Below are 23286 nucleotides of genomic sequence, written 5' to 3' on the forward strand. Positions count from 1 at the left end.
ACTATATTTGCACAAAAAAACTGAAACTTGTTAATGAGATTCAGAAATAAATTTAGAATAAATGACTCGAGCATTAGCAACAGCATCACACAACTAAAAACAATAATAAAGAGTAATGAAATACAAAAGAATCCTTCTAAAATTAAGTGGCGAAGCATTAATGGGTGAAAGACAATACGGAATTGACCCAAAAATTCTAGCCGAATATGCAGATGAAATTAAGCAAATTCACGACAAAGGTGTTGAAATTGCGATTGTAATTGGCGGTGGAAATATTTTTAGAGGTGTAGCTGGTGCAAGTAACGGAATGGACAGAGTACAAGGAGATTATATGGGAATGTTAGCAACGGTTATCAACGGAATGGCATTGCAAGGTGCATTGGAAGATAAAGGAATGCTAACTCGTTTGCAAACAGCTTTAAAAATTGAAGCAATTGCTGAACCTTATATCAAAAGAAGAGCCGTTCGTCATTTAGAAAAAGGAAGAATTGTTATTTTTGGAGCTGGAACTGGAAATCCTTATTTTACAACCGATACAGCTGCCGTTTTACGTGGTGTAGAAGTTCATGCCGATGTAATTTTGAAAGGAACAAGAGTTGATGGTGTTTATACTGCCGACCCTGAAAAAGATAAAACAGCCGTAAAATTCGACTATATTTCGTTTGAAGATGTGTTGAAAAAAGGATTAAATGTAATGGACACAACCGCTTTTACATTGAGCCAAGAAAATAAGTTGCCAATCGTAGTTTTTGATATGAACAAAAAAGGAAATCTATTGAAAATATGCGAAGGCGAAAACGTAGGAACAGTAGTTAATATTTAGTAAACAGTCTCAGTTTACAGTTTCAGTTTTTAAATACTGAAAACTGCGACTGCGATTAAAAAACTTTAAAATAACATGGAAGATATAGAATTTATTTTAGACAGTACAAAAGAAGCAATGAATGGCTCAGTAGAGCATTTAGAAAAATCATTTTTAAATATTCGTGCCGGAAAAGCTTCACCTCAAATGCTAGGAAGTGTTTTTGTTGATTATTATGGTTCACAAACACCGCTTTCGCAAATTGCTAATATCAATGTTCCAGATGCGAGAACATTGACTATTCAGCCATATGAAAAAAGTATGATGACGCCAATTGAAAAAGCAATTATGGTGGCTAATCTTGGTTTCAACCCAATGAATAATGGTGATGTTATTATTATTAGCGTTCCACCATTGACAGAAGAGCGTCGTCGTGACTTAGTAAAACAAGCCAAACACGAAGCTGAAGAAGCAAAAATTGGTGTTCGTAACCACCGTAAAGATGCTAATACAGACATCAAAAAATTAGAAAAAGATGGCGTTTCTGAAGATGATTGCAAAACTGCAGAAGAAACAGTTCAAAAAATGACTGACAATTTCATCAAAAAAATTGAAGAACATTTGGTTGTCAAAGAAGCCGAAATAATGAAGGTGTAAATTGCCTTTCGTTAAAACTATATTAAAAATCCGTTTCTTCAATAAATAATTGATGAGACGGTTTTTTTTATTCTTACATTTGAAAAAACTTATTTTTTAATGCGAAATCTGCTTTTAGCTTTCTTTTTATTGATTTGTTCGGCAATGCAGTCGCAAGAATTATTGCAAGGTCAAGTTATTGATATAGAAACCACTGTGCCAATTTCTTTTGCTAAAATCACTTACAATAACAAAACCATTTTGTCAGATTGGGAAGGAAGATTTACCTTAGAAATCTTTCATAACAAAAAACCAATTGTTGTTACTTACAAAGGTTATCATGATAAAAAACACTATCTATCGCCCGATGAAAAGTTTTTATTGATAAGAATGGCAACCAATTATACTGTAAAAGAAGAACTTCTTTCCGAAGATAAATCGAATGGAATTATTAGAAAATTGGTTGAAAACAGGCATAAAAATCAACCCGAAAAGGCATTCAAAAGTTTTCAATATAAAAACTACGAATCGGTTTTGGTTTCTGCAAATCCAGATTCTATTTCGAGTAAAATTGATACTATTTCAAAGAGAAATCTTTTTGGTCAAAGAAGAATTAAGTTAGATTCTGTTAATTACAAATTCAAAAAAATTCTCAAAAAACAACATATTTACCAAACAGAAAAGGTAAATCAAATTCAGTTTGACGGAAAAACAACTAAAGAAACAGTTATTGCAAGCAGAATGGCGGGTTTCAAAAAACCAATCTACGAATATTTAGGATTAAATTTGGTTTCGTATTCGCTTTATGAAAATCAAATAGAAATTCTAGAAAACGCCATGAAAAATCCACTATCTAATTCAGGTAGAAGGTTATATTATTACAGAATTGTTGATACAGTAACAGTTGATAAAAGACAGGTTTATCGCGTTTATTTTCAACCTAAAAAGCTTACAACCAATCGATTACGAGGACTTGTTTATGTTGATACTGAAAATTACGGAATTGCCAAAGCGTTTTTCAGAATTTATGGTGTTGTAAATATTAATGCAACCTTCAATTACACTTATTTGAAAGACCAAAAAATATGGTTTCCTAAAAGAAGAAGTTTCAATGTTGTAAAAGGAAATAATACTAAAGACTTGAATATTCTTGGTGGTACAATAAAGTTTAATTCGAGTTTAGAAGGTATCAATCAAGATGCTTCTGATAGAATTTTTATGAAATTAGAATCGACTCCTTACGATATCGAAATCAATAAAAGCACTATTATTAAGCATCCGCAAATAAAAATTGATGTACCCGAATCTGGAATGTCCAAACCAAAAGAATTCTGGAAAACATTTCAAAAAGACACATTAGATATAAGAAGAATTCAAACTTACACAAGTTTAGACAGTCTATCGGAAGCAGAAAAAATTGAGCATAGATTACTTCTTGGAAGAAAAATAATAAATGGCTATTTTCCAATTAATGTTGTTGATGTTGACTTGCGAAGCATTATAAAATACAACAATTACGAAGGTTTCCGACTTGGTTTAGGCGGCGTAACCAACACTAAATTATCTGATAAATATAAAATTGGTGGATTTGTTGCCTACGGGTTTAAAGATGACAAATTCAAATATGGCATTACGCCTTCTTACTTGATTGACAAGGAAACCAATACTTGGGTAAGTGCTTCCTATTCTGATGATCTAAAAGAAATAGGTCAGATTGATTTTGCTACTGAATCAAAAAGGTTTAAGATTTATGATCCAAGACCTATTAATATTTCTACTTTTTACAATCATAAAACTTTTTCAACTTTTATTGAAAGTAAATATTTTGACAAAACCGAAACTTACTTTAGTTTTTCTAGAAGTGAAATTCAACCACTTTTTGATTATACTTTTAAGCTAAATGATGATTCTTATACCAACTATAATTTATCAACTTTTCAATTTTCTTTGCAATGGAATCCGTTTAGTACTTATATGCAAACGCCAACTGGTAGACTCGAAATTGAAAAAAAATACCCAAAATTATCATTTCAATATACCAAATCAATTTCTTCACTATTAGGTAGTGATTTTGATTTTTCTAAAGTTGATTTTAGAGTTGCTCATGAAATTCCGCACCTTACTGGTCACACAACTTCTTTTATTTTGCAAGGTGGTTTTGCCTTTGGCGAAGTTCCTTTGACCAATTTATATAGCGTTGCACCTAATAATTTGAACAAAGATTCATTACTAAAAAGAATTACTTTTGCTGGTAAAAACAGTTTTGAAACTATGTTTTTTAACGAATTTTTCTCAAGTAGGTATTCATCTTTTCAAGTTCGCCATACTTTTAACAAAATAAGTTTAGCGAATAGAATAAATCCGCTGATTTCAGTTGTGACGAGAATGGCAATTGGTAGTCTTGATTATCCCGAAAGACATATTGGTTTTGCTTATAAAACATTAGAAAAAGGATATATAGAAAGTGGTGTTGAAGCCAACTCAATATACAAAGGACTTGGATTGACTTTTTTCTTTAGATATGGTCCAAATGGTTTGCCAAAATTTGAAGATAATTTGGCTTTGAAAATTTCTTATACTTTGAATTTGGGTTTTTAATTATGCTTAATAATCAATGTTGAGGGAACTTTACTTAACCAAGAATGTTGTGAATCAATAAGATTTTTCCAGCTTTCTAAACCAACCATCATTAAATCTTGCTTAGCAAAAAAGCTTGAATTCATTCCTTTTTCTTCAAGAACAGAGAAGTTGTTTGGATATTTTTTCAGCAATGCATAAACTGAATTTTCCATAACGAAATTATTGATAATTATATTATTGATATCAATTATAGTAACTTTAGAATCGTTATTATTCATCAATTTTTGAGCGTAATCAATCAAAAATATATCATCAGTAGTTAAAATTGGAACAAAAACTTCGTCTACTTTTTTCAAGTTTTTATCTATCAAAATTCCCAATGGATTTTTACTTTTCGAAATAATTAAGCGTGTTCTATCATCAAAAGGCGAATTGGCAAACAAGCCTTCTTTTCCAGTAAATTTGTCCAAAAGCCTATCTGGATTGATGATTCTAGTAGTAAATCCTAGAACTTTACCAAGTAGCGAACCTTCAAAAATTGATTTCCCTAAACCTACTAAAACCAAATCATATTCGCCACGTGAGGCAATATCTGCAATATCAGTTTCAATATCAACAGTAGCTTTAAAAACCGTTGTTATTTCTTGATTCAATACTTTTGATTCTCTTACAATTGGAGCAAAAATATCCTTTTCATATTCATCAAGATTGTAAGCATGCATTTCGTCGCTTAACGATAAATGAAGAACCGTAATGTTGGTGTTTTCTTTTTGATTTCTAACAAAACTATTGGCTAATCTTAGTAATGATTTTCCTTTTTCATTATTTCCAAAAGGAATTAAAATTTTGAATTTGGTAGTAACAACTTCTGTTGGCAAAATCAAATCTTTTGACTTAAATATATAATTAATAATATCCAAAGCTGGACCAGTCATAAATGTTGTTACCAAAGCCATAATAACCATCATGGTGAAAATTTGTGGAGACAAAACACCTAATTCGTAGCCTATGTTTAGCACAACTAATTCCATCAAACCGCGAGTATTCATAAGAGCTCCAATAGTTAAACTATCACGCCAATTTTGACCTATAAATCTTGCTGCCAAAGCACTTCCCAAAAACTTTCCAACAACAGCAACAAGAATAATTCCAGCAGTAACTTTCCACAAATAAGCATCGTTGATTAAGCCTATTTCTGTTCGCAAACCAGTAAAAACAAAGAATAATGGTAGCAATAAAATTACGGCAACGTCTTCAACTTTTTCAATAAAAATATTTCTAAACTTGGTAATGTCTGGCATAATGGCACCCGTCATAAAAGCACCAAACAAGGCATGAATTCCGATAACTTCTGTCATGTAAGATGAAATTATCAATGTCAATAAGAAAATGGCAACAACAGGTTTACTCAAATTTTCGCTTGACGAATATAAATCACCCACTTTTTTCAGGAAAGGTTTTACCAAAAACAACATCAAAACAACATAACCAGCAGCTAGCATAATTATGTATAACGAACTCATAAAACTTCCCGCTTTAACAATAGCAATAACCGCCGCTAGAATACACCAAGCCGTTATATCATCGGCAGCAGCGCAAGTAATTACGATAGTTCCAAGTTTGGTTTTATGAATGCCACGTTCTTGAACTATTCTAGCCAAAACAGGAAATGCAGTAATACTCATTGCAATTCCCATAAATAAACTAAACGATAAAAACTCAACACCAGCAGGCGCAAATTGATGGTAAACAAAATAAGAAAGTCCGATACCAAGCGCAAAAGGAATTACAATACTCGCGTGACTAATAACAACAGCATCATTGGCTTTATTTTTTAGAACTTTTAAATCCAATTCCATTCCAATAACAAACATGAATAGAATTAAACCTATTTGACTTAAAAACTGTAAATTTCCTAATGATTCAACTGGAAAAAGCAAGGCAGAATATTCTGGAAAATACATTCCTACTAAAGATGGACCAAGAAAAATTCCCGCAATAATTTCTCCAATAACGGTTGGTTGTCCAATTTTTCTAAAAATCCAACCGAAAAAGCGTGCAACAATTATAATAGTAATAATTTGTAACAACAATATGGCTAATGGATGTTGCAGATTATGTTTTAAAGAATTTAAAAATTGATTGAACATCGTGTCACTTGAAGTAGGCGTAATAATATTTCTACCAACTTCCAATGCTTTTCCTTTAGAAACAATCCAATACATTAACGCAATGAATCCACCTGTCACACTAAAATAAAAAATGCTGTTCTTAAATTTTGCCATCTTACTAATTCTACTTTTTATAAGCAGTTACAAATATGAGAAAAACTTCATCATTATTTAGCAAATGAATATAAAATTAATATAAAATTGTTATTCTAGATTTTGCCACAAATTTGATTCAAAAGATTTAGTTAAGTTATTTGGTTTTGAGTGGTTTTGATTACCTTTGCACTCCGTTTTAAGTTACTATGAAAAAGTTGTTAGGTATTGGTTTTTGGGAATTGATTGCAAGAATAATTCTTAGAAACAGAATTTTTATTTTAGTTGGAGTTGTCCTAGTGACAATTTTAATGGCATTGCAATGGAAAAATATCCAGTTTACTCAAACAGAAGCCAATCTTATTCCTGCTGATGATAAAGTAAATGTTGATTACAATCATTTTCTGAAAAACTTTGGCGAAGAAGGCAATCTTATTGTTATTGCAACCAAAGACAAACGATTATTTACTCCAAAAGTTTTTGAAAACTGGAGCAAATTGATGGACAAAATTCAATCTGACAAAGAAGTTACACTTGTAATTTCGGTTGATAATTTGCAAAAACTTACCAAAAATGATTCACTTCAAACTTTTGAATTAGCGCCACTTGTTGATGCTAAAAAAGTTCAAAAGGAAAATTATTTAAAAGAAATTAAATCCGAATTATTCAACAAATTGCCTTTTTATGAAGGTTTATTGTTCAATAAAAAATCGGGCGCAGTTCGTTCAGCCATTTATTTAGACAAGAAAATTGTAAATACAAAAGCCCGAAAAGAATATGTTTTACACAAATTTATTCCAGAAATAGAAAAGTTCAATGCCGAAAACAACATGCAACTTCATGTTTCGGGAATGCCTTACATCCGAACTTTAAACGCCAAAACCATTATTGATGAAATTGGCTTGTTTATTGGCGCAGCTTTACTAATCACCTCATTAATCTTCTTCTTTTTCTTCCGATCATTTAGAGCAACATTGATATCATTAATTATTGTGATTATTGGCGTTATGTGGTCTTTTGGAATCATCGGATTATTAGGTTACGAAATTACCGTTTTAACAGCTTTAGTTCCGACTTTGGTAATAGTTATTGGAATTCCGAATTGTATTTTTCTTATAAATAAATACCACCAGGAATATCAAAAACATGCTAATAAAGCCAAAGCACTTCAACGTGTAATTACCAAAACAGGAACAGCAACCTTAATGACCAATCTTACAACTGCTCTTGGTTTTGCTACTTTTATTGCAACAAACAATGTTTTGTTAACCGAGTTTGGTGTTGTAACTTCTATCAATATCATTGCCATTTATATACTTTGTTTACTGGTAATTCCAATATTCTTCAGTTATATTCCTGCTCCTATTCCAAGGCATTTAGGACATTTAGAAAGAGAATATCTAACTTCTTTTATGGATTGGATTGTTCGCACCGTAAAATACAATCGTGTTGGCGTTTACATTACCGCTGTCATTCTTTTAGTTTTTGGAATCATTGGAATTTACGAAATAAAAATCTCGGGAAGCATCATCGAGGACATGCCTAAAAAGACTGCTTTTTTTGATGATATTCGCTTTTTCGAAAAAGAATTTGACGGTGTAATGCCGTTAGAAATAATGATTGATACCAAAAGAAAACAAGGTGTCATGAAATTATCCAACCTTAAAAGAATGGAAGAATTGGAAGAAACCATCATGGAAATTCCAGAACTTTCTAAACCGTTATCCATTGTAAATTTGGTTAAATATTCTAAACAAGCTTACTACAACGGAAATCCAGATTATTACCAATTGCCGACTTCACAAGAGCAATCTTTTATTTTATCGTATGCCAAAAACGGTGCTAAAAACGCCAAAGATAATTTGATGAAAAGTTATGTAGATTCAACTGGTCAATATGCTCGAATCACCACTTTTATTAAAGATGAAAATGGCGAAAAAATGGAAGCAATCGAAGCTAGAATTCGTGAAAAAGCAAATACATTATTTCCAGCTGAACGTTACAATGTTATCATAACTGGAAAAGCTTCTGTTTTTCAAAAAGGAACTAAGTATTTGTTAGACAATCTTTTATCATCATTGCTATTTGCTTTTTTGATAACAGCAGGTTTGGTTGCTATTATGTTCCGTTCTTTCAAAATGGTGTTGGTTTCTATCATTCCAAATTTACTTCCATTGCTAATGACAGCTGGATTAATGGGCTTTTTAGGAATTCCTTTAAAACCTTCAACAATTTTAGTATTCGGAATTGCCTTCGGAATGTCGGTTGATGATACTCTTCGTTTCTTGGCACAATACCGTTTAGAGCTTACAAGAAACAATTGGAAAATCAGAAAATCAGTATTTGCCACTTTCGATGATGCCGGAATTAGTATGTTCTACACTTCAATTGTCTTGTTTTTTGGCTTCTCTGTTTTCATGCTATCAGGTTTCGGCGGAACGGTTGCCTTAGGCGGCTTGGTTGCTTTGACATTGTTTTTCGGAATGTTATCAAACCTAGTTTTGCTTCCATCATTAGTATTAACTTTGAATAAAACACTAGCAAACGAACAAGAACTAAAAGAGCCAACTTTTGATATTTTAGAACATACTGATGAAGAGTTGGACGAATTAGAAAAGAAAAATAATTAATTTATATTTGCATAAGATATCTGATATCTAATATTTAAAATCTAATATTAAAAATGAAACATACAAAAGTTAAAGACTTATTAAGCAGCTCAAAAGCGAATTATGAAGTAAATGCAAAAGGTTGGGTAAGAACTTTTAGAAACAATCAATTTATAGCGTTGAACGATGGTTCGACCATTAATAATATTCAATGTGTAGTTGACTTTGAAAACACACCCGAAGAAACTCTAAAAAGAATTACAACTGGTGCTGCCATTTCGGTAATCGGAGAATTAGTTGAAAGCAAAGGTGCAGGTCAGAAATACGAAATTCAAGTTTCTAAATTAGAAATTTTAGGAGATTCAGATGCTGAGAAATTTCCAATGCAACCAAAGAAACATTCGTTAGAATTTCTTCGTGAAAACGCACATTTAAGAGTTCGAACAAATGCTTTTGGAGCAATTATGCGAGTTCGTTCAGTTTTGGCTCATGCAGTTCATACTTATTTTCAAGAAAAAGGATTTGTATATGTAAACACGCCAATCATAACAGGTTCAGATGCTGAAGGTGCTGGCGAAATGTTTAAAGTTACGGCTTTACCTTTTGACAACACACCAAGAACCGAAGACGGAAAAGTAAATTACAAAGAAGATTTCTTCGGAAAAGAAACCAATCTTACCGTTTCAGGGCAATTAGAAGGTGAAACTTTCGCAATGGCTTTGGGACAAATTTATACTTTCGGACCAACATTTAGAGCTGAAAATTCAAACACTTCGCGTCACTTAGCTGAGTTTTGGATGATTGAACCAGAAGTGGCTTTCAATGATTTGAATGATAATATGGATTTGGCAGAAGATTTTATCCAATATGTTATTAAATATACGATGGATAAATGCCAAGACGATTTGAAATTTTTAGAAGGTCGTTTGTTGGAAGAAGAAAAATCAAAACCACAAGTAGAACGTAGCGAAATGGCTTTGTTAGAGAAATTGAATTTCGTTTTAGAAAACAATTTCAAACGTGTTTCTTATACAGAAGCTATTGATATTTTAAGAGATTCAACTCCAAATAAGAAGAAAAAATTCAATTATATTATCAACGAATGGGGTGCCGATTTACAAAGTGAGCACGAAAGATATTTGGTTGAAAAACACTTCAAATGTCCTGTAATTTTATTTGATTATCCTGCTAATATTAAAGCATTTTATATGCGATTAAACGAAGACGGAAAAACCGTTCGTGCCATGGATATTTTGTTCCCAGGAATTGGAGAAATCGTAGGTGGTTCACAAAGAGAAGAACGCTACGATGTTTTAGTTGAAAAAATGAAAGCATTAGGAATTGACGAAGAAGAACTTTGGTGGTATTTAGACACCAGAAGATTCGGTTCGGCAGTGCACTCAGGTTTCGGATTAGGATTTGAAAGATTAGTGCTTTTTGTAACTGGAATGACCAATATTAGAGACGTAATTCCTTTTCCAAGAACACCTATGAATGCAGAGTTTTAAAAAAGTTTAATGTTGTTTAAAATTGTTTAAAATTGTTTAATCGAAACACATTTAAACTCTTAAACCTTAAACCTTTAAACCATAATAAAAATGTTAAGACAGAACTTACAATTCAAATTATCTCAAAAATTATCACCTCAACAAATTCAGTTGATGAAGTTGATACAATTGCCTACGCAAGCTTTTGAGCAACGTTTATTGGAAGAAATGAATGAAAATCCGGCATTGGAATCGGGCAAAGATGAAGAAGAAGTTTTTGAAAAAGACGAGTTTGATAACAATGACGAATACGATGATTATGAAGGAAGCGACAATATTGACGCCGATGATATCAATATTGACGAATATTTAAGCAACGACGAAACGCCCGATTATAAAACTCAAACTAACAATTATAGTGATGATGACGATGATAGAGAATCGCCATTGTCAGCACCAGTGAGTTTTCATCAAGATTTGATTAATCAGTTGAACACTTTTATTCTAACTGATGACCAGCGTGATATTGCTGAATTTTTAGTTGGAAGTATTGATGACATGGGTTACATCCGCAGAAGTATTCAAGATATTGTTGATGATATGGCTTTTACACAAGGTATTTATACCGATGAAAAAACAGTTAGCAAAGTGCTGCATATCATTCACGAATTAGAACCTTCTGGAGTTGGCGCAAGAGATTTACAAGAATGTCTTTTGTTACAATTAAAGCACAAAACACCAACTGAATATGTCGAATTAGCTATTGATATTATCGAAAATCAGTTTGATGCTTTTACCAAAAAACATTATGATAAATTGCTTCAAAAATATGGTTGTTCGCAAGAACAATTGAAAAAAGCTATTGAAGAAATTGAAAAATTAAACCCAAAACCAGGTGGTTCGTTTACTGGAAACAATAAAATAACTGAAAATATAATTCCCGATTTTGCCATCAGAATTATAGATGACGAACTCGAATTGACCCTTAATGGTCGTAATGCTCCATCGTTGCACGTTTCTAAAGATTATCAGGAAATGATGCAAACCTATAAGAATTCTAAAGACAAATCGCATTCGCAAAAAGACGCAGTTCAATTTATCAAACAAAAATTAGATTCTGCCAAATGGTTTATTGATGCTATCAAACAACGTCAAGAAACGCTTTATGTTACCATGAATGCCATTATGCATTTTCAGCATGATTATTTTTTAGATGGCGAAGAAACCAGTATGAAACCTATGATTCTAAAAGACATTGCCGATATGGTTGGTCTTGATATTTCTACAGTTTCTCGAGTTGCCAATAGTAAATATGTTGACACGCCATACGGAACCAAATTGATAAAAGAATTTTTCTCTGAAGCCATGAAAAATGATCAAGGTGAAGATGTTTCAACGCTAGAAATCAAAAAAATTCTTCAAAATACAATTGAAGAAGAAGATAAAAGCAAACCGCTTCCAGACGATCAATTAGCCGAAATATTGAAAGAGAAAGGTTACCCAATTGCACGAAGAACTATTGCTAAATATCGTGAACAACTCGATATTCCGGTGGCGCGAATGAGAAAGAAAATGTAATTTTAAATTTTTTGAAATCAATCCTTTTGAACTATGAAGTATTTCCCAAAATCATTGGTTTCAAAACTAAAGCTTCGCGAGCAAACTAATTCCTTGCGAAAATTGCCTTTGTCCAATAATTGGGTTGATTTTTCATCAAATGATTACTTAGGATTTGCCAAAGATGAAACTATTTTCAATCAAACACATCAATATTTGATTGATACTAATTTGAAAATTAATGGCGCAACTGGTTCTCGTCTTCTTACCGGAAATCACGGTATTTATCAAGAAACGGAAGCCTTTATCGCTCAATTTCACCAAGCAGAAAGTGCCTTAATTTTCAATTCTGGTTATGATGCTAATGTTGGTTTTTTTAGCGCTGTTCCACAACGAAATGATCTGATTTTGTTTGATGAATACGTTCACGCTTCCATTCGCGATGGCATCAAAATGAGTTTTGCTAAATCATACAAATTTGAGCATAACGACTTGAATGATTTAGAAATACTTATTCAAAAAAACAAATCAGCCGAAAATGAAATTTACATAGTAACCGAAAGCGTTTTCTCTATGGATGGTGATTCGCCCGATATTGAAAAACTGGTTGCTATTTCCCAAAAAAACAACTGTTTATTAGTAATTGATGAAGCACATGCACTCGGAGTTTTCGGCAAAAATGGTTGCGGATTAATTCAGGAATCGGGTTTTCAAAATGAGATTTTTGCCCGAATTATGACTTTCGGAAAAGGAATAGGTTGTCATGGCGCAGCAGTTTTAGGAAGCGAAGAATTAAAAAAATATTTAATCAATTTTGCCAAAAGTTTTATTTACACTACTGGACTTTCGCCACATTCAGTCGCCACTATTTTTGTCGCATACCAACAATTGGAAAAAGAGGCTGAAACCATCCAAAAATTGCGTGAAAATATTGTTTTTTTCAATCAACAGAAAACATTACTCAATCTAAAACCTCTTTTTGTTAGAAATAAATCGGCAATTCAATCGGCAATTATTCCAGGAAATGAAAAGGTGAAAACCATTGCCAATCATTTGCAGCAAAATGGTTTTGATGTAAAAGCCATTCTATCGCCAACCGTTCCTGAAGGTCAAGAGCGATTGCGTTTTTGTATTCACAGTTATAATTCTGAACAAGAAATTCAACGTGTTTTAGAACTGCTTTCGGAAGTTATACATGCATAATTTCGTCTTCTACCAATAACTCTTCTCTTCTTAAACGCAAGAAAACTTGTGCCACTGCAATAACATCTTTTTCGCAATAGGTCACAATTCTGTCAATGTCTTTTTCAACATAGTAAACATGACCTACTTGACTGCCATCGATATCGCCTTTTGATGATGGAATTCCTAGAATTTTGGTTAGTAATTTTAATGAAGTAAAGTGTTTATAATCGCCAAATTTCCATAATTCTAATGTGTCGAGATGTGGAATTTCCCATGGTTTTTTGCCAAAAAGATTCAACTTATTCGGAATTGCAATTTGGTTGATAATCATTCTTCGCGCTATAAACGGAATGTCAAATTCCTTGGCGTTATGACCACACATAACGTGTTGCGTAAGATTGAAATGATTGTTGAGCAGATTATTAAAATCTAACAAAATTTTCTTTTCATCACCAAAAAAAGACGTAACTCTAAAGTTTCTAATATCAACTTTGGTCACAAAATACCCAACTGAAATACAGACAATTTTTCCAAATTCTGCCCAAATTCCAGCTCTATCATAAAATGCTTCTGGCGAATAATCATCTTTGCGTTGGTATTGCGTTTTGGTTTCCCACAAAAGCTTCATTTCATCATCTAACTGATTGAAATTTTCTTCTAGCGGAACGGTTTCAATGTCTAAAAATAGAATGTTGTCTAAGCGGATTTTCTCTATCATAAGCTAACACAAATTACATGAGATTACTTGAAAGCAAAATCATAATTAGTTTTACGAATTTAAGAATAATATTGGAATTTGAAATTAAAAATATAAGAATTTTAAAACAAACTTTGTTGATTCGATGGATTTTCATGTTCGAGCAGCCATTTTTTGCGCCACAAACCGCCAGCATATCCGGTTAAAGAACCATCTGAACCAATGACACGATGACACGGAACTACTATCCAAATTGGGTTTTTGCCATTGGCTGATGCTACAGCTCTAATCGCTTTTACATCGCCAAGTTTCTTTGACAAATCCATGTAAGACATCGTTTTCCCGTAAGGAATTTGAGCTAACTCTTGCCAAACTTTTTGCTGAAAATCTGTTCCTTTCGGATTTAACTTGAAAGTGAAATCTTTTCTTTTTCCTAAAAAATAATCGTGTAATTGTGTAACTGCTTCTTGCAATACTTTGGGAACTTTTGAAGTAATTTTTTCTTCTGTATTGATTGAAATTACTGAAATACCATCTTCGTCGCCTTCTATTTTTGCGATTCCTAACGGTGTTTTTATAAAGGCAGTTTCTATCATAAATTCAAAAGTAATCAATTTGTTTAGTACTAAAAATAAAAATCCTAACCATTTCTGATTAGGATTTTGCAAGTAAACCAAAATGAGGTTTGAGTTATTCTTTAACAACCATATAAACATCAGTGTAAATTTTATCTGATTTACTATCATAGGTTTCGATTATCAAATTACCTAGTGTGTCAAAATAGGCTATTGATGTTTCGTCATTTGCTCTATAAACAAAACTATTAGTTGATGTTCGTCTAAGTAATGCTGGTTTGTTATTTCCGTAACTTATTACATAACCAGAAGCATCAAGTTCCACTTTATATTTATTTCCGTTTGATACATAATAAGACGAACGGTCAACGTCGACTGTTCTGGTTGTTCCGTCGGGATTGGTTATTTTCGTTGTGGAAACCGTGTTTACAGGCGAATCTTTCATTTCGATATTCAGCGTATTTGGTTTTTCTTCTTTCAACTCAATATTTTGTGATTCACTGGTTACTTCTTTTTTTACTGTTTTGTGTATACCATCCGAATCTTTCTTGGTATTGGTTGTAGTAGTGGTTTCCGTTTTTTTGTTAGTGTTTTGTGCTTGAATACTAAATGTAAATAGTAGAGCAATAATTGCGAAAGTTATCGTTTTCATAATGTAGTGTTTTTAATTATTAATACACTACAAATTTAGAAGCCTAAACTATTAGAATTATTTTTATTAGTTATATAATTCACGGGGAAACCTGAAGTTGAAATTATAAATAGTAATTTTGAAAAAACAAAAACTAGAATGTTTCATACCCTTAAAAGTAGCTTTTTCTTGGTGCTGATTTGCTGTTGTCAATTTTCATTGGCGCAAGAGAATCCTGCAGTTAAAGATACGTCCAAAATGTATAGAAACATTGAGAATTATTCTAAGAAAAGTAAGTTTACTAAGTACATTCACAAGTTGATTTTTGAACCTGTTGCAAAACAGAAAGTCAAAAAAAATACTTTTCAAAAAAAGATGAAGAAAGATTTGTCTGCTTATGAATGCAAAATAATTAGAAAGATACGAATTGTAACACTTGATCCTTTTGGTTATTCGCCAGTTGATAGCACTATGGTGCCAAATCGATTTGTGTATAAAGCTAGTAATTCTCTGCATGCTAAATCCAAAAAGTTTGCGATAAGAAATCTTCTTTTGATTAAAAGAAACACACCTTTTGATTCATTAATGGTTAAAGAATCGGAGCGTTTGATTAGAAGTCAGCGGTTTGTTAGAAGTGTTGCCATAACTTCTGAAGTAGTTTCTCAGGATTCGGTGGATGTTACTATTCGGGTTTTGGATGCATGGAGTTTGTTGCCCGACGTAAAAGGTTCTGTTACTAAAACAACTTTTTATTTGAAAGATCGAAACTTTTTTGGAACTGGTCATGAATTTGCCAATTCCTATTCGGAGAGTTTGACTACTAGCCAGTTTGGTTATAGCACGAGTTATACGGTTCCTAATATCATGAATACTTTTATTAGGACTAATGTTCGGTACGAAATTGGTTTTGATAATGATTATTCGAAGAGTTTTTCAACCGAAAGACCTTTCTTTTCTCCTTATGCTCGATGGGCAGCTGGTGCATTTGTTGGTCAGAATTTTGAAAAACCTATTTATCTTGATGCCAATCAGAATCAGGTGATTGAAAGAATTAAGTATGATTCTCAAGATTTTTGGGCAGGTCGTTCTTTTCAGATTTTTAAGGGTAATTCTGAGTTTAATAGGGCGACTAACTTTATTATGACGGCTCGTTATTTTGATAGAAAATATACTCAGAAACCTATTTCGGTTGTTGATAGTTTAGGGATTTATTCGAGGGAGCATTTGTATTTGTTTGGCTTTGGGATTTCTTCTAGAAAGTATGTTCAGGATACTAAAATCTTTAATTTTAATATTACCGAAGACGTTGCGACTGGCTTTGTATATAATGTAACAACGGGTTATCAGAAAAAGAATAGTTTGTTTCGTTTTTATGCAGGCGGAAGGGTTTCTATTGGTGATTATTTTAAGTTTGGTTATTTGAGTGGCAATGTAGAATATGGCACTTTTTTGAAGGAAGGCAAAACGGTGCAAAGTACTATTACTTTTAAGTCGATTTATTTTACCAACTTGATTGAGACTGGCAAATGGAGTTTTAGGCAATTTATAAAACCTCAACTTACACTAGGAAATAACCGACTTGAGTCCAACTCGGATAGGTTGTCGCTTAATGAACCTAATGGTATTCAAGGGTTTAACAGTGAGACGCTTTTGGGTACTAAGAAATTGTTGGTTACTTTTCAAACGCAGGGTTATTCTCCTTGGGAGCTTTTGGGTTTTCGGTTGAATCCTTTTTTTAGTTACTCGATGGGAATGTTGGGGCAACGCGATACGGGTTTTAAAGGAAGCAAGGTTTACTCGCAATTAGGATTGGGAATTATTGTAAGTAATGACTATTTGGTTTTTAACTCGTTTCAGTTTTCGTTTTCCTTCTACCCTACTATTCCTGGTGCTGGAGATTCTATTTTGAAAACTAATTCGTTTCAAACTTCTGATTTTGGGTTGCAGAATTTTGAGATTGCTAAACCTGTTTTGGTGGAGTATCAGTAGGAAAATTCGAAACTTTCATTTCGGATTTGTTGTTTTATGGGTTGTAGTAGTTGTTTATTTTGGAGAAATGAATTTTTTGAAGACAAATTTTAAAACAGTAGCCACCACTTTTTTGATAGGTTGTTGAAAGGTTGAGAGGACTGGGTTTTTGGACAATAGAAAAGAGGTCATGTTGACGGCTCCGCTTACCAAATCGGTTTTTACTTGTGGCGATGTGGTCATGTCGTGTAGTGTCGCTTTTAGGAAATTAAGTGGTCGTACACTTTCGTAGGTTAGTTTAAGTTGTTCTTTGAGCACGATTAGTTCTTGTGCTTGTTGGTGTTGTAAGGCAATGATTTTTTGCATCAATACGCCTCTTTCATCGGGTGTTTTCATCATTATTTCTTTACTAATCGGTTAATAATGAAATTACTGATTGGTTTTTTTATCCATTCGTATCTGAATATATATAGCAATAAGGCTATGGCTAAATATAGTAGGGCTATGATGAAAAATCCGTAGTAGGTATGCCCTATTAGTTCGCCTAACCATAACGAAAGTCCAATGTTTACTAATAATGAGAATAGTACAATGACGAGTGAAATGATGACCTTGACGGCTAATGAGGAAAAGATATCGGCTGATTTATAAACGGCGTTGTATTTGCAAAGTTCAAAAGTAGTTTTACTATAATCTTCTGCTTTTTCAATCAATTTTTCTATTGTAGTAGCATTTTCCATATCTTGATTTATAAATTTAGTATTGAAAAAAAACCTGCTTATTTAGTCAAAAATAAACAGGTTTCACTTTTGAAATTACTTGTTTTCTGAAATCATTTCTTTGGTTTCTTCTACAACACTTTTGTATTTGTCTGCCACTTCTTGATACAAGTCTTCAAATTTTTCTTTTAGATCATCTGCATAATCTTTTCCTTTGTTCATAATTCTTTTTCTTGTTTTACAACCTTTGGCTGGTGCAAACAAAATTCCTGCAATAGCTCCTGCGGCAACACCGCCTAATACGCCTAATAATACTTTACTTGTGTTCATGATATGATATTTAAACTGTTTTTATACTTTTTTTCCTTGAATTAATCGTAACAAAATGGCAATAACGGCTATTACCAAAAGAATGTGAATGATTGAACTTGCGCCGTAAGCAAAAAATCCGATTGCCCATAAAACGACTAAAATAACTGCGATTGTGTAGAGTAGATTTCCCATGATTTTTTTAGTTTAAAGCGATTCCTAAATAAAGATTAATAACACTGTTTTTTCCATCGGGAAAGGTAAATTCTGTTCCGTTGAATTGTCTTTGTTTTCCAACGGTAGTCATACCATAACTGTAACGTACACCAACACTTAGTTTGTCGGCATCCATACCAAGTCCAACGGCTAATCCGGCATCAATTTTATTGAAATCGTCATTGTTTATATTGTTTTCAAAATCAAAAGCGTTTGCATTGGAATCGTTTTTTACTTTTCCGTTGATTAAAAATCCTAAATAAGGTCCTGCATGAAGGTTGAAATTGTTAGTTAGATTGATAACAACCAAAACAGGCACTTCTATATAGTTTAGATTGAATTTTGCTGTTCCGCTGACAAATGCATTGTTGTAAACCAACTCTGAACCTTTGGTTGTATAATAAACTTCTGGTTGAACGGCAATGAAACTGGTAATTGGTAATTTGGCAAAAAGTCCTGCGTTGAAACCTATTAGTACATTTTTGTCATCAACAGTATCTGCGTATAGATTGGAAAAATTAACGCCACCTTTAGCGCCAATTTTAAATTTGCTATCTTGAGCATTGACATGTTGTAGTGTGCTTATAAGAAACACAAATGTGATTATTAGTTTAGCGTTTTTCATTTTATTTGGTTATTAATTGTAATTGAATTATTACTGTACAAAGTTGACTCTAAACCAAGTATAAAGTGTTACATAACTATTTGAAAATGTTATAATTTTCATACTTTTTATAAAAAGAAAAGCATGAAAAAAGCGAGACGTGAATCTCGCTTTTTGGCTATTTTTTATTGTTTACTGTCAAATCTTTTAAGGCACTTCCTAACTCAGTCATGTCGGAACTAAATTCTCGCTTGAATGACGCCCAATCGGTTTGATTGTTTTCATAATCTTCGATTTTTGTTCTCAACGATTTGTTTCTTTTTTCTAAATCATCGATGCTTTTTTCATAAGCAGAATCGAAAGTTGTTCCTGTTTTTTTAACTGCTTTTTTGAGTTCTACTATTCGAGCTTCGTTAGCGGCAATTGTTGTATTGGCTTCGGCTTTGTAATTTTGCCATTCGGCATCATTGGCTTTTGTCAATTGATCGTCGATAACTTCTTGTTCGGTATCTTTTAAATCTTCTTGTGCAATGGCAACATCTTCTTGAGCATCGGCTTCTTTGTCGGCATTAGATTTACAACTTGTAGTAAGTGATGCAGTAAAAATGGTCGCTAACGCAATTATTAAAATGGATTTTTTCATAATTTGTTATTTATTAAAGTTCCTGGATTATTTTGTGTAATTCTTCTTTGGTTTTGCCCAATTTTATTTGAAGCTTACCAAGCATTTCGTCTTTTTTGCCTTCTATAAAAAGCAAATCATTGTCGGTTAATTTTGCAAATTTTTGTTTTAGTTTCCCTTTTTGTTCGTCCCAATTTCCTTTTACTTCTGTAGTGTTCATAGCTTTTATATTTAAGTTTCTTTATTTGTCAAAGTTGCAATGATTAGGTGAAAGATGTTTTATACAATTGCTTTTTAGATTTGCATTATTCATAGGTTTAGGATTTGGAATGCGTTTTTTTTTTGGAACACAGATTGGAAAAATTGGAGAAATCTTTATAATTTTTTTTAGGGTTGGATTGACTATCTATAAAAAAAGCATCAATTAATTAATCGATGCTTTTAAAGAATAATGATCTAACCAAAAAAAATCGTTATGCTACTGCATTATGTTTTTTCTTGTTTTTCTTTTCAATTTTTTTTGCCAAAACTGTTTGATTTTTTGCTTTGTCATTGCAGCCACAAGCCATTGTGCTGTTTCCTGCCGAATATTGTTTTGCTGCTTCGTGATGATGCATGGCTGCTGCTTCGTGATGCATTGCTGCTTTTTTGTGATTGTCAACTATTTTTTGACTTTCAACTTTTGCATCTTTTACTTTTTTTACTTTTACTTCAGTTGTCATTTTATATTTATATTAAGTGTTTTGAATGAATTTTCAAAACTATACAAATCTCCAACATTAGTTTTAAACAATTGTTATACAACTATTTATATAAGTTTCAATATTCATATATTTATATTAATGTCTGCCTTTTCCGTTGCCTTTATTGTTACCTTTATGTTTACCATTATCGCTTTTTACTTCTCTTTTTTGAGATTTTTGCCAATTATTGTTGCTTTTATAATATTTTGCTCTATTGCTTCTATAATTTGCATAAGGTTTATGACCATGATAATCATTTATAACAATAATATGACCTGTGTTTAGATTGTAGCTTCTGTAGTGACTAGGCAACGATTTTGCTCTAATCCAAACTCCATTGTTTAGGTAAATAAATTGCGATTGACGAATGTCATAATATGAATCGATATCTGGTAGATAGTAATATTCTTGGGTTGTAATGGCTGGTCCCCAAACGGGTGGCGTTCCTATATTTACATTGACAGAAACTTGCGCATTTGAGAAACTGAACACTAAGAGAAGTGTTGCTAGTGTAAATTTTTTCATTTTATAGAATTTTAGTTATTAAAGCAATGCTTTTAAACAGATTGTTGCTAAATTTCATTTTCTTTTTGGTTTTCTTCTATGATTTTTTCGATTTCTTCTTCTATAATTTCTTCTGCATATACTTTGGCCATTTTTATTATTTCGCTTTCAGATTTTTTACTGGTATTTAAAACCGAATTGCTTGCTTCTTGGTTGCTAGAAACTAATTCGTTCAGCTTTGAATGAATCAATGCTGAATATTTATTGAAAGATTTTTGAATGATAAATAAACTAAGAAAAGTGGTGCCGAATATGATATCGCCTATGTTTTGATGTGTGTCGTTTGAAGTAAAAAGATTGGTTGCCCACCAATAGATAACCAAACAAAAAGCAAGTATAAACGTAATTGAATTGCCTAAAACTTTGGTAACAATAGTAGTTAGGATTTCAAATGCTATCTCAATATTACAATACATCTTATTCATTTTCTACTTGTTTTTAATGAGACAACTGTGATTTGGTGCGTATTTTAGCAATAAATCATAAAGTGAATTATAGTATTCTTGCAAAACTGCAGTATCTATATCTGGATGTTTTTCGGTGGGAATTGTCACCGGCATTTCGTTTAAAAACTTTAGTAATTCTGGAAATTCTGATCTGATTACCATTGTAAGTTTTAAAATCTCAGCATTCAAATTGTCTTGTGTTGTCATGGTTGAATTTTTTAAATAAAAAAAGAACTTTACTTCGTTTGAAAGTCATTTACCAAGATTTCATTTCATTGTTTTTTCATTACAATCAATTAGTCTATGCAAATTCGTTTTAGCTGATAAAGTTCTTTTTAAGATAATTTTGAAACTAAGAAAATGACCTTTTATAGTATTCAAATGTAGTCTGTTTGCACTGGTTTGGTGTTATACAATTATGGTTAAAACTTATACTATTGCTAGTTTATTTTTTTAATTTTTCTAATTGTTTTTTTAGCTTCTCTTCCTTTTTTAGCTTTTTTTCTTCTGCTTTTTTTAGTTTTTCTTCAGCTCGTTTCTTTTTATTGAAATAACCTTTTAACAGAAAATTATTTTGCGCTGCTTTTATAGTTTCGTTTAATGATTCGGTCGAGGTTTGTAAATTGGTTATAGTTGTGTCGACCGATTTTCCGAGTTGCTCATCGCCTACTAGTTTAGACAAAACGCCATTTTTGTTATTCATTTTTTTTGAAAAAGTAGAAAATTCATCTGAACTTGATTCAAGATTGGTTAGTGTTTTGGCAATAGAATTAGCAAATTTTTCATCGGTCATCAATTTGGATAATGCGCCTTTGTTGCTATTCATTTTATAGCTGAATTCGGCTAGTTGTTGCGTTATAATTCCGGCATAATCCATACTGGTTTTTAGACTTTTCATAATGTCTTCCATTTCTATTGCTTTGCTAGAAGCTATAAAATCATTTTCTTTTACCATAGGATTTGTTGGTGTTCCTGGCGAAATGGTTAGCACTTTGTCGCCCATTAATCCGTCGGTTCCAATACTGGTTACGGCGTCGGTTTTTATGAATTTTTGTATTTCGTCTTTGATAATAAAATCGACTACGACAACTGTATCTGAAACAAAAGAAATAGACTTGATTGTACCCACATTTATTCCAGAAAATCGAACGATATTACCAACTTTTAGTCCGCTAACATTAGTGAAATTTGATTTTAAATGAATAGTTGAACCAAATAAATTTCGAGTGGCACCAACAAAATAAATTGTTGCCAGAAAAATTGTAATTCCGATGATTACAAACATTCCTAATTTCCATATATAACTTGAAGTTTTATTCATAGTCTTGATTTTTTAAATAAAAAAGGATTTTACCCATTCATCTTTACTGTTTTCGAGTTCGGCATAAGTTCCTTCACAGTTTATTACTCCGTCTTTTAAAATCATGATTCGGTTTCCTGTTCGTTTGGCACATGCTAAATCGTGTGTGATAATAATAGAAGTTGTCTTGTATTTTTCTTGAACGGTCAAAATTAATTCGCTTATTTCTCTTGAAGTTATTGTGTCTAAACCTGTTGTTGGTTCGTCATACAAAATGATTTCGGGTTTGATGATTAATGTTCTTGCCAAACCAATTCTTTTTCGCATTCCGCCAGAAAGTTCAGAAGGCATAAGGTCAATAGCTTCTTTAAGTCCAACATTGTCGAGGGTTTCGATAATTTGTTTTTCGACTTCTTCTTTGGTTAAATCTTTGACATGATGCATCAGTGTAAAAGCCAGATTATTTCTAACCGACATAGAATCGTATAAAGCACCATTTTGGAATAAAAAACCAATTCGAGATCTGATTTTATTAAGTTCTGTATTATTTAATTTGGTTACATCTGTTCCAAAAACGTTTATTTCGCCTTTATCAGCAATTATTAATCCAACCAAACATTTTATAGCCACCGATTTTCCCGAACCTGAACGCCCTAAAATGACCAAATCTTCACCTTTATTAACAGAAAGATTTATACCATTAAGCACTTTATTACTACCAAATGATTTGTAGAGATTTTTAATTTCGATTATGGGAATGGCTTTTTTCATA

Annotated in this window: 25 protein-coding genes; 8 read left to right on the forward strand and 17 right to left on the reverse strand. The window is 32.2% G+C overall.

Features of this window, described 5'->3' with window-relative positions; all coding sequences use genetic code 11:
- Positions 1-115: 115 nt before the first annotated feature.
- The 3 genes from pyrH (at position 116) to O9267_RS01495 (ending at position 4036) form a co-directional block, all read left to right on the forward strand.
- Positions 116-823, forward strand: coding sequence for a UMP kinase (pyrH, locus tag O9267_RS01485; protein WP_298175374.1), 708 nt, complete (start codon positions 116-118; stop codon positions 821-823).
- 75 nt (positions 824-898) lie between these two features.
- Complete coding sequence (gene frr / locus O9267_RS01490) at positions 899-1459, forward strand: ribosome recycling factor (protein ID WP_298175375.1); 561 nt, start codon at positions 899-901, stop codon at positions 1457-1459.
- 99 nt (positions 1460-1558) lie between these two features.
- The gene (locus tag O9267_RS01495) at positions 1559-4036 is read left to right on the forward strand and encodes a DUF5686 family protein (RefSeq protein WP_298175376.1); all 2478 of its coding nucleotides are present in this window, start codon (positions 1559-1561) and stop codon (positions 4034-4036) included.
- On the opposite strand, the gene O9267_RS01500 is transcribed toward O9267_RS01495, so the two are convergent.
- Positions 4033-6303 carry a cation:proton antiporter gene (locus O9267_RS01500; protein ID WP_298175377.1) on the reverse strand — a complete coding sequence of 757 codons (2271 nt, stop codon included), beginning with the start codon at positions 6301-6303 and terminating at the stop codon, positions 4033-4035. The genes O9267_RS01495 and O9267_RS01500 overlap by 4 nt on opposite strands.
- Before the next feature lie 188 nt (positions 6304-6491).
- Between O9267_RS01500 and O9267_RS01505 the strand changes: the two genes are divergently transcribed.
- The 4 genes from O9267_RS01505 (at position 6492) to O9267_RS01520 (ending at position 13138) form a co-directional block, all read left to right on the forward strand.
- Positions 6492-8912: an MMPL family transporter gene (locus O9267_RS01505; RefSeq protein WP_298175378.1), complete on the forward strand. Its 2421-nt coding sequence runs from the start codon at positions 6492-6494 to the stop codon at positions 8910-8912.
- Positions 8913-8965: 53 nt separating this feature from the next.
- Entirely contained in the window at positions 8966-10399 is a 1434-nt protein-coding gene (asnS, locus tag O9267_RS01510; protein ID WP_298175379.1) for an asparagine--tRNA ligase, read from the forward strand.
- A 90-nt stretch (positions 10400-10489) separates the two neighbouring features.
- The gene (gene rpoN, locus O9267_RS01515) at positions 10490-11956 is read left to right on the forward strand and encodes an RNA polymerase factor sigma-54 (RefSeq protein WP_298175380.1); all 1467 of its coding nucleotides are present in this window, start codon (positions 10490-10492) and stop codon (positions 11954-11956) included.
- Between the two features lie 33 nt (positions 11957-11989).
- Positions 11990-13138 (forward strand): pyridoxal phosphate-dependent aminotransferase family protein, encoded by a 1149-nt coding sequence (locus tag O9267_RS01520; protein WP_298175381.1) that lies wholly within the window; start codon positions 11990-11992, stop codon positions 13136-13138.
- Here the strand turns inward: O9267_RS01520 and O9267_RS01525 are convergent.
- The 3 genes from O9267_RS01525 to O9267_RS01535 form a co-directional block, all read right to left on the reverse strand.
- Complete coding sequence (locus O9267_RS01525; protein WP_298175382.1) at positions 13125-13838, reverse strand: 3'-5' exonuclease; 714 nt, start codon at positions 13836-13838, stop codon at positions 13125-13127. The two genes, O9267_RS01520 and O9267_RS01525, sit on opposite strands and share 14 nt — an antisense overlap.
- A 101-nt stretch (positions 13839-13939) precedes the next feature.
- Positions 13940-14410 (reverse strand): methylated-DNA--[protein]-cysteine S-methyltransferase, encoded by a 471-nt coding sequence (locus tag O9267_RS01530; RefSeq protein WP_298175511.1) that lies wholly within the window; start codon positions 14408-14410, stop codon positions 13940-13942.
- Between the two features lie 97 nt (positions 14411-14507).
- The gene (locus O9267_RS01535; RefSeq protein WP_298175383.1) at positions 14508-15044 is read right to left on the reverse strand and encodes a hypothetical protein; all 537 of its coding nucleotides are present in this window, start codon (positions 15042-15044) and stop codon (positions 14508-14510) included.
- Positions 15045-15281: 237 nt separating this feature from the next.
- On the opposite strand from O9267_RS01535, the gene O9267_RS01540 reads away from it, so the two are divergent.
- Positions 15282-17012 (forward strand): hypothetical protein, encoded by a 1731-nt coding sequence (locus O9267_RS01540; RefSeq protein WP_298175384.1) that lies wholly within the window; start codon positions 15282-15284, stop codon positions 17010-17012.
- 54 nt (positions 17013-17066) lie between these two features.
- Here O9267_RS01540 and O9267_RS01545 read toward each other — a convergent pair whose 3' ends face one another.
- The 13 genes from O9267_RS01545 to O9267_RS01605 all read right to left on the reverse strand — a co-directional run bounded on the left by O9267_RS01545 (position 17067) and on the right by O9267_RS01605 (position 23285).
- Complete coding sequence (locus tag O9267_RS01545) at positions 17067-17387, reverse strand: hypothetical protein (protein WP_298175385.1); 321 nt, start codon at positions 17385-17387, stop codon at positions 17067-17069.
- 2 nt (positions 17388-17389) lie between these two features.
- Entirely contained in the window at positions 17390-17731 is a 342-nt protein-coding gene (locus tag O9267_RS01550; RefSeq protein ID WP_298175386.1) for a hypothetical protein, read from the reverse strand.
- 75 nt (positions 17732-17806) lie between these two features.
- Positions 17807-18040, reverse strand: coding sequence for a YtxH domain-containing protein (locus O9267_RS01555; RefSeq protein ID WP_298175387.1), 234 nt, complete (start codon positions 18038-18040; stop codon positions 17807-17809).
- Between the two features lie 21 nt (positions 18041-18061).
- Positions 18062-18214 carry a lmo0937 family membrane protein gene (locus O9267_RS01560; RefSeq protein WP_298175388.1) on the reverse strand — a complete coding sequence of 51 codons (153 nt, stop codon included), beginning with the start codon at positions 18212-18214 and terminating at the stop codon, positions 18062-18064.
- A gap of 7 nt (positions 18215-18221) precedes the next feature.
- Positions 18222-18860, reverse strand: a complete 639-nt coding sequence (locus tag O9267_RS01565; protein ID WP_298175389.1) for a porin family protein — start codon at positions 18858-18860, stop codon at positions 18222-18224.
- A 157-nt stretch (positions 18861-19017) separates the two neighbouring features.
- Positions 19018-19482: a hypothetical protein gene (locus tag O9267_RS01570; RefSeq protein ID WP_298175390.1), complete on the reverse strand. Its 465-nt coding sequence runs from the start codon at positions 19480-19482 to the stop codon at positions 19018-19020.
- Between the two features lie 13 nt (positions 19483-19495).
- Positions 19496-19681, reverse strand: a complete 186-nt coding sequence (locus O9267_RS01575; protein ID WP_298175391.1) for a CsbD family protein — start codon at positions 19679-19681, stop codon at positions 19496-19498.
- A gap of 253 nt (positions 19682-19934) precedes the next feature.
- A complete protein-coding gene (locus O9267_RS01580; RefSeq protein WP_298175392.1) occupies positions 19935-20183 on the reverse strand; it encodes a hypothetical protein in 249 nt (82 codons plus the stop codon).
- Between the two features lie 117 nt (positions 20184-20300).
- Entirely contained in the window at positions 20301-20729 is a 429-nt protein-coding gene (locus O9267_RS01585) for a hypothetical protein (RefSeq protein WP_298175393.1), read from the reverse strand.
- A 47-nt stretch (positions 20730-20776) separates the two neighbouring features.
- The gene (locus O9267_RS01590) at positions 20777-21193 is read right to left on the reverse strand and encodes a low affinity iron permease family protein (RefSeq protein ID WP_298175394.1); all 417 of its coding nucleotides are present in this window, start codon (positions 21191-21193) and stop codon (positions 20777-20779) included.
- A 3-nt stretch (positions 21194-21196) separates the two neighbouring features.
- Entirely contained in the window at positions 21197-21421 is a 225-nt protein-coding gene (locus tag O9267_RS01595) for a hypothetical protein (RefSeq protein WP_298175395.1), read from the reverse strand.
- A gap of 238 nt (positions 21422-21659) precedes the next feature.
- Positions 21660-22535, reverse strand: a complete 876-nt coding sequence (locus O9267_RS01600; RefSeq protein ID WP_298175396.1) for an MlaD family protein — start codon at positions 22533-22535, stop codon at positions 21660-21662.
- Positions 22536-22547: 12 nt separating this feature from the next.
- Positions 22548-23285: an ATP-binding cassette domain-containing protein gene (locus O9267_RS01605; RefSeq protein ID WP_298175397.1), complete on the reverse strand. Its 738-nt coding sequence runs from the start codon at positions 23283-23285 to the stop codon at positions 22548-22550.
- Position 23286: the final 1 nt, after the last annotated feature.

The sequence above is a fragment of the Flavobacterium sp. genome, from assembly GCF_027531705.1.
Lineage (GTDB): Bacteria > Bacteroidota > Bacteroidia > Flavobacteriales > Flavobacteriaceae > Flavobacterium.

Coding starts and splice junctions, on each gene's coding strand:
- O9267_RS01500 (WP_298175377.1), bottom strand. CDS start 6,303: ATGGCAAAATTTAAGAACAGCATTTTTTATTTTAGTGTGACAGGTGGA.
- O9267_RS01545 (WP_298175385.1), bottom strand. CDS start 17,387: ATGAAAACACCCGATGAAAGAGGCGTATTGATGCAAAAAATCATTGCC.
- O9267_RS01505 (WP_298175378.1), top strand. CDS start 6,492: ATGAAAAAGTTGTTAGGTATTGGTTTTTGGGAATTGATTGCAAGAATA.
- rpoN (WP_298175380.1), top strand. CDS start 10,490: ATGTTAAGACAGAACTTACAATTCAAATTATCTCAAAAATTATCACCT.
- O9267_RS01555 (WP_298175387.1), bottom strand. CDS start 18,040: ATGAACACAAGTAAAGTATTATTAGGCGTATTAGGCGGTGTTGCCGCA.
- O9267_RS01535 (WP_298175383.1), bottom strand. CDS start 15,044: ATGAAAACGATAACTTTCGCAATTATTGCTCTACTATTTACATTTAGT.
- frr (WP_298175375.1), top strand. CDS start 899: ATGGAAGATATAGAATTTATTTTAGACAGTACAAAAGAAGCAATGAAT.
- O9267_RS01580 (WP_298175392.1), bottom strand. CDS start 20,183: ATGACAACTGAAGTAAAAGTAAAAAAAGTAAAAGATGCAAAAGTTGAA.
- O9267_RS01560 (WP_298175388.1), bottom strand. CDS start 18,214: ATGGGAAATCTACTCTACACAATCGCAGTTATTTTAGTCGTTTTATGG.
- O9267_RS01495 (WP_298175376.1), top strand. CDS start 1,559: ATGCGAAATCTGCTTTTAGCTTTCTTTTTATTGATTTGTTCGGCAATG.
- O9267_RS01595 (WP_298175395.1), bottom strand. CDS start 21,421: ATGACAACACAAGACAATTTGAATGCTGAGATTTTAAAACTTACAATG.
- O9267_RS01525 (WP_298175382.1), bottom strand. CDS start 13,838: ATGATAGAGAAAATCCGCTTAGACAACATTCTATTTTTAGACATTGAA.
- O9267_RS01550 (WP_298175386.1), bottom strand. CDS start 17,731: ATGGAAAATGCTACTACAATAGAAAAATTGATTGAAAAAGCAGAAGAT.
- asnS (WP_298175379.1), top strand. CDS start 8,966: ATGAAACATACAAAAGTTAAAGACTTATTAAGCAGCTCAAAAGCGAAT.
- O9267_RS01570 (WP_298175390.1), bottom strand. CDS start 19,482: ATGAAAAAATCCATTTTAATAATTGCGTTAGCGACCATTTTTACTGCA.
- O9267_RS01540 (WP_298175384.1), top strand. CDS start 15,282: ATGTATAGAAACATTGAGAATTATTCTAAGAAAAGTAAGTTTACTAAG.
- O9267_RS01575 (WP_298175391.1), bottom strand. CDS start 19,681: ATGAACACTACAGAAGTAAAAGGAAATTGGGACGAACAAAAAGGGAAA.
- O9267_RS01605 (WP_298175397.1), bottom strand. CDS start 23,285: ATGAAAAAAGCCATTCCCATAATCGAAATTAAAAATCTCTACAAATCA.
- O9267_RS01590 (WP_298175394.1), bottom strand. CDS start 21,193: ATGAATAAGATGTATTGTAATATTGAGATAGCATTTGAAATCCTAACT.
- O9267_RS01520 (WP_298175381.1), top strand. CDS start 11,990: ATGAAGTATTTCCCAAAATCATTGGTTTCAAAACTAAAGCTTCGCGAG.
- pyrH (WP_298175374.1), top strand. CDS start 116: ATGAAATACAAAAGAATCCTTCTAAAATTAAGTGGCGAAGCATTAATG.
- O9267_RS01600 (WP_298175396.1), bottom strand. CDS start 22,535: ATGAATAAAACTTCAAGTTATATATGGAAATTAGGAATGTTTGTAATC.
- O9267_RS01585 (WP_298175393.1), bottom strand. CDS start 20,729: ATGAAAAAATTTACACTAGCAACACTTCTCTTAGTGTTCAGTTTCTCA.
- O9267_RS01565 (WP_298175389.1), bottom strand. CDS start 18,860: ATGAAAAACGCTAAACTAATAATCACATTTGTGTTTCTTATAAGCACA.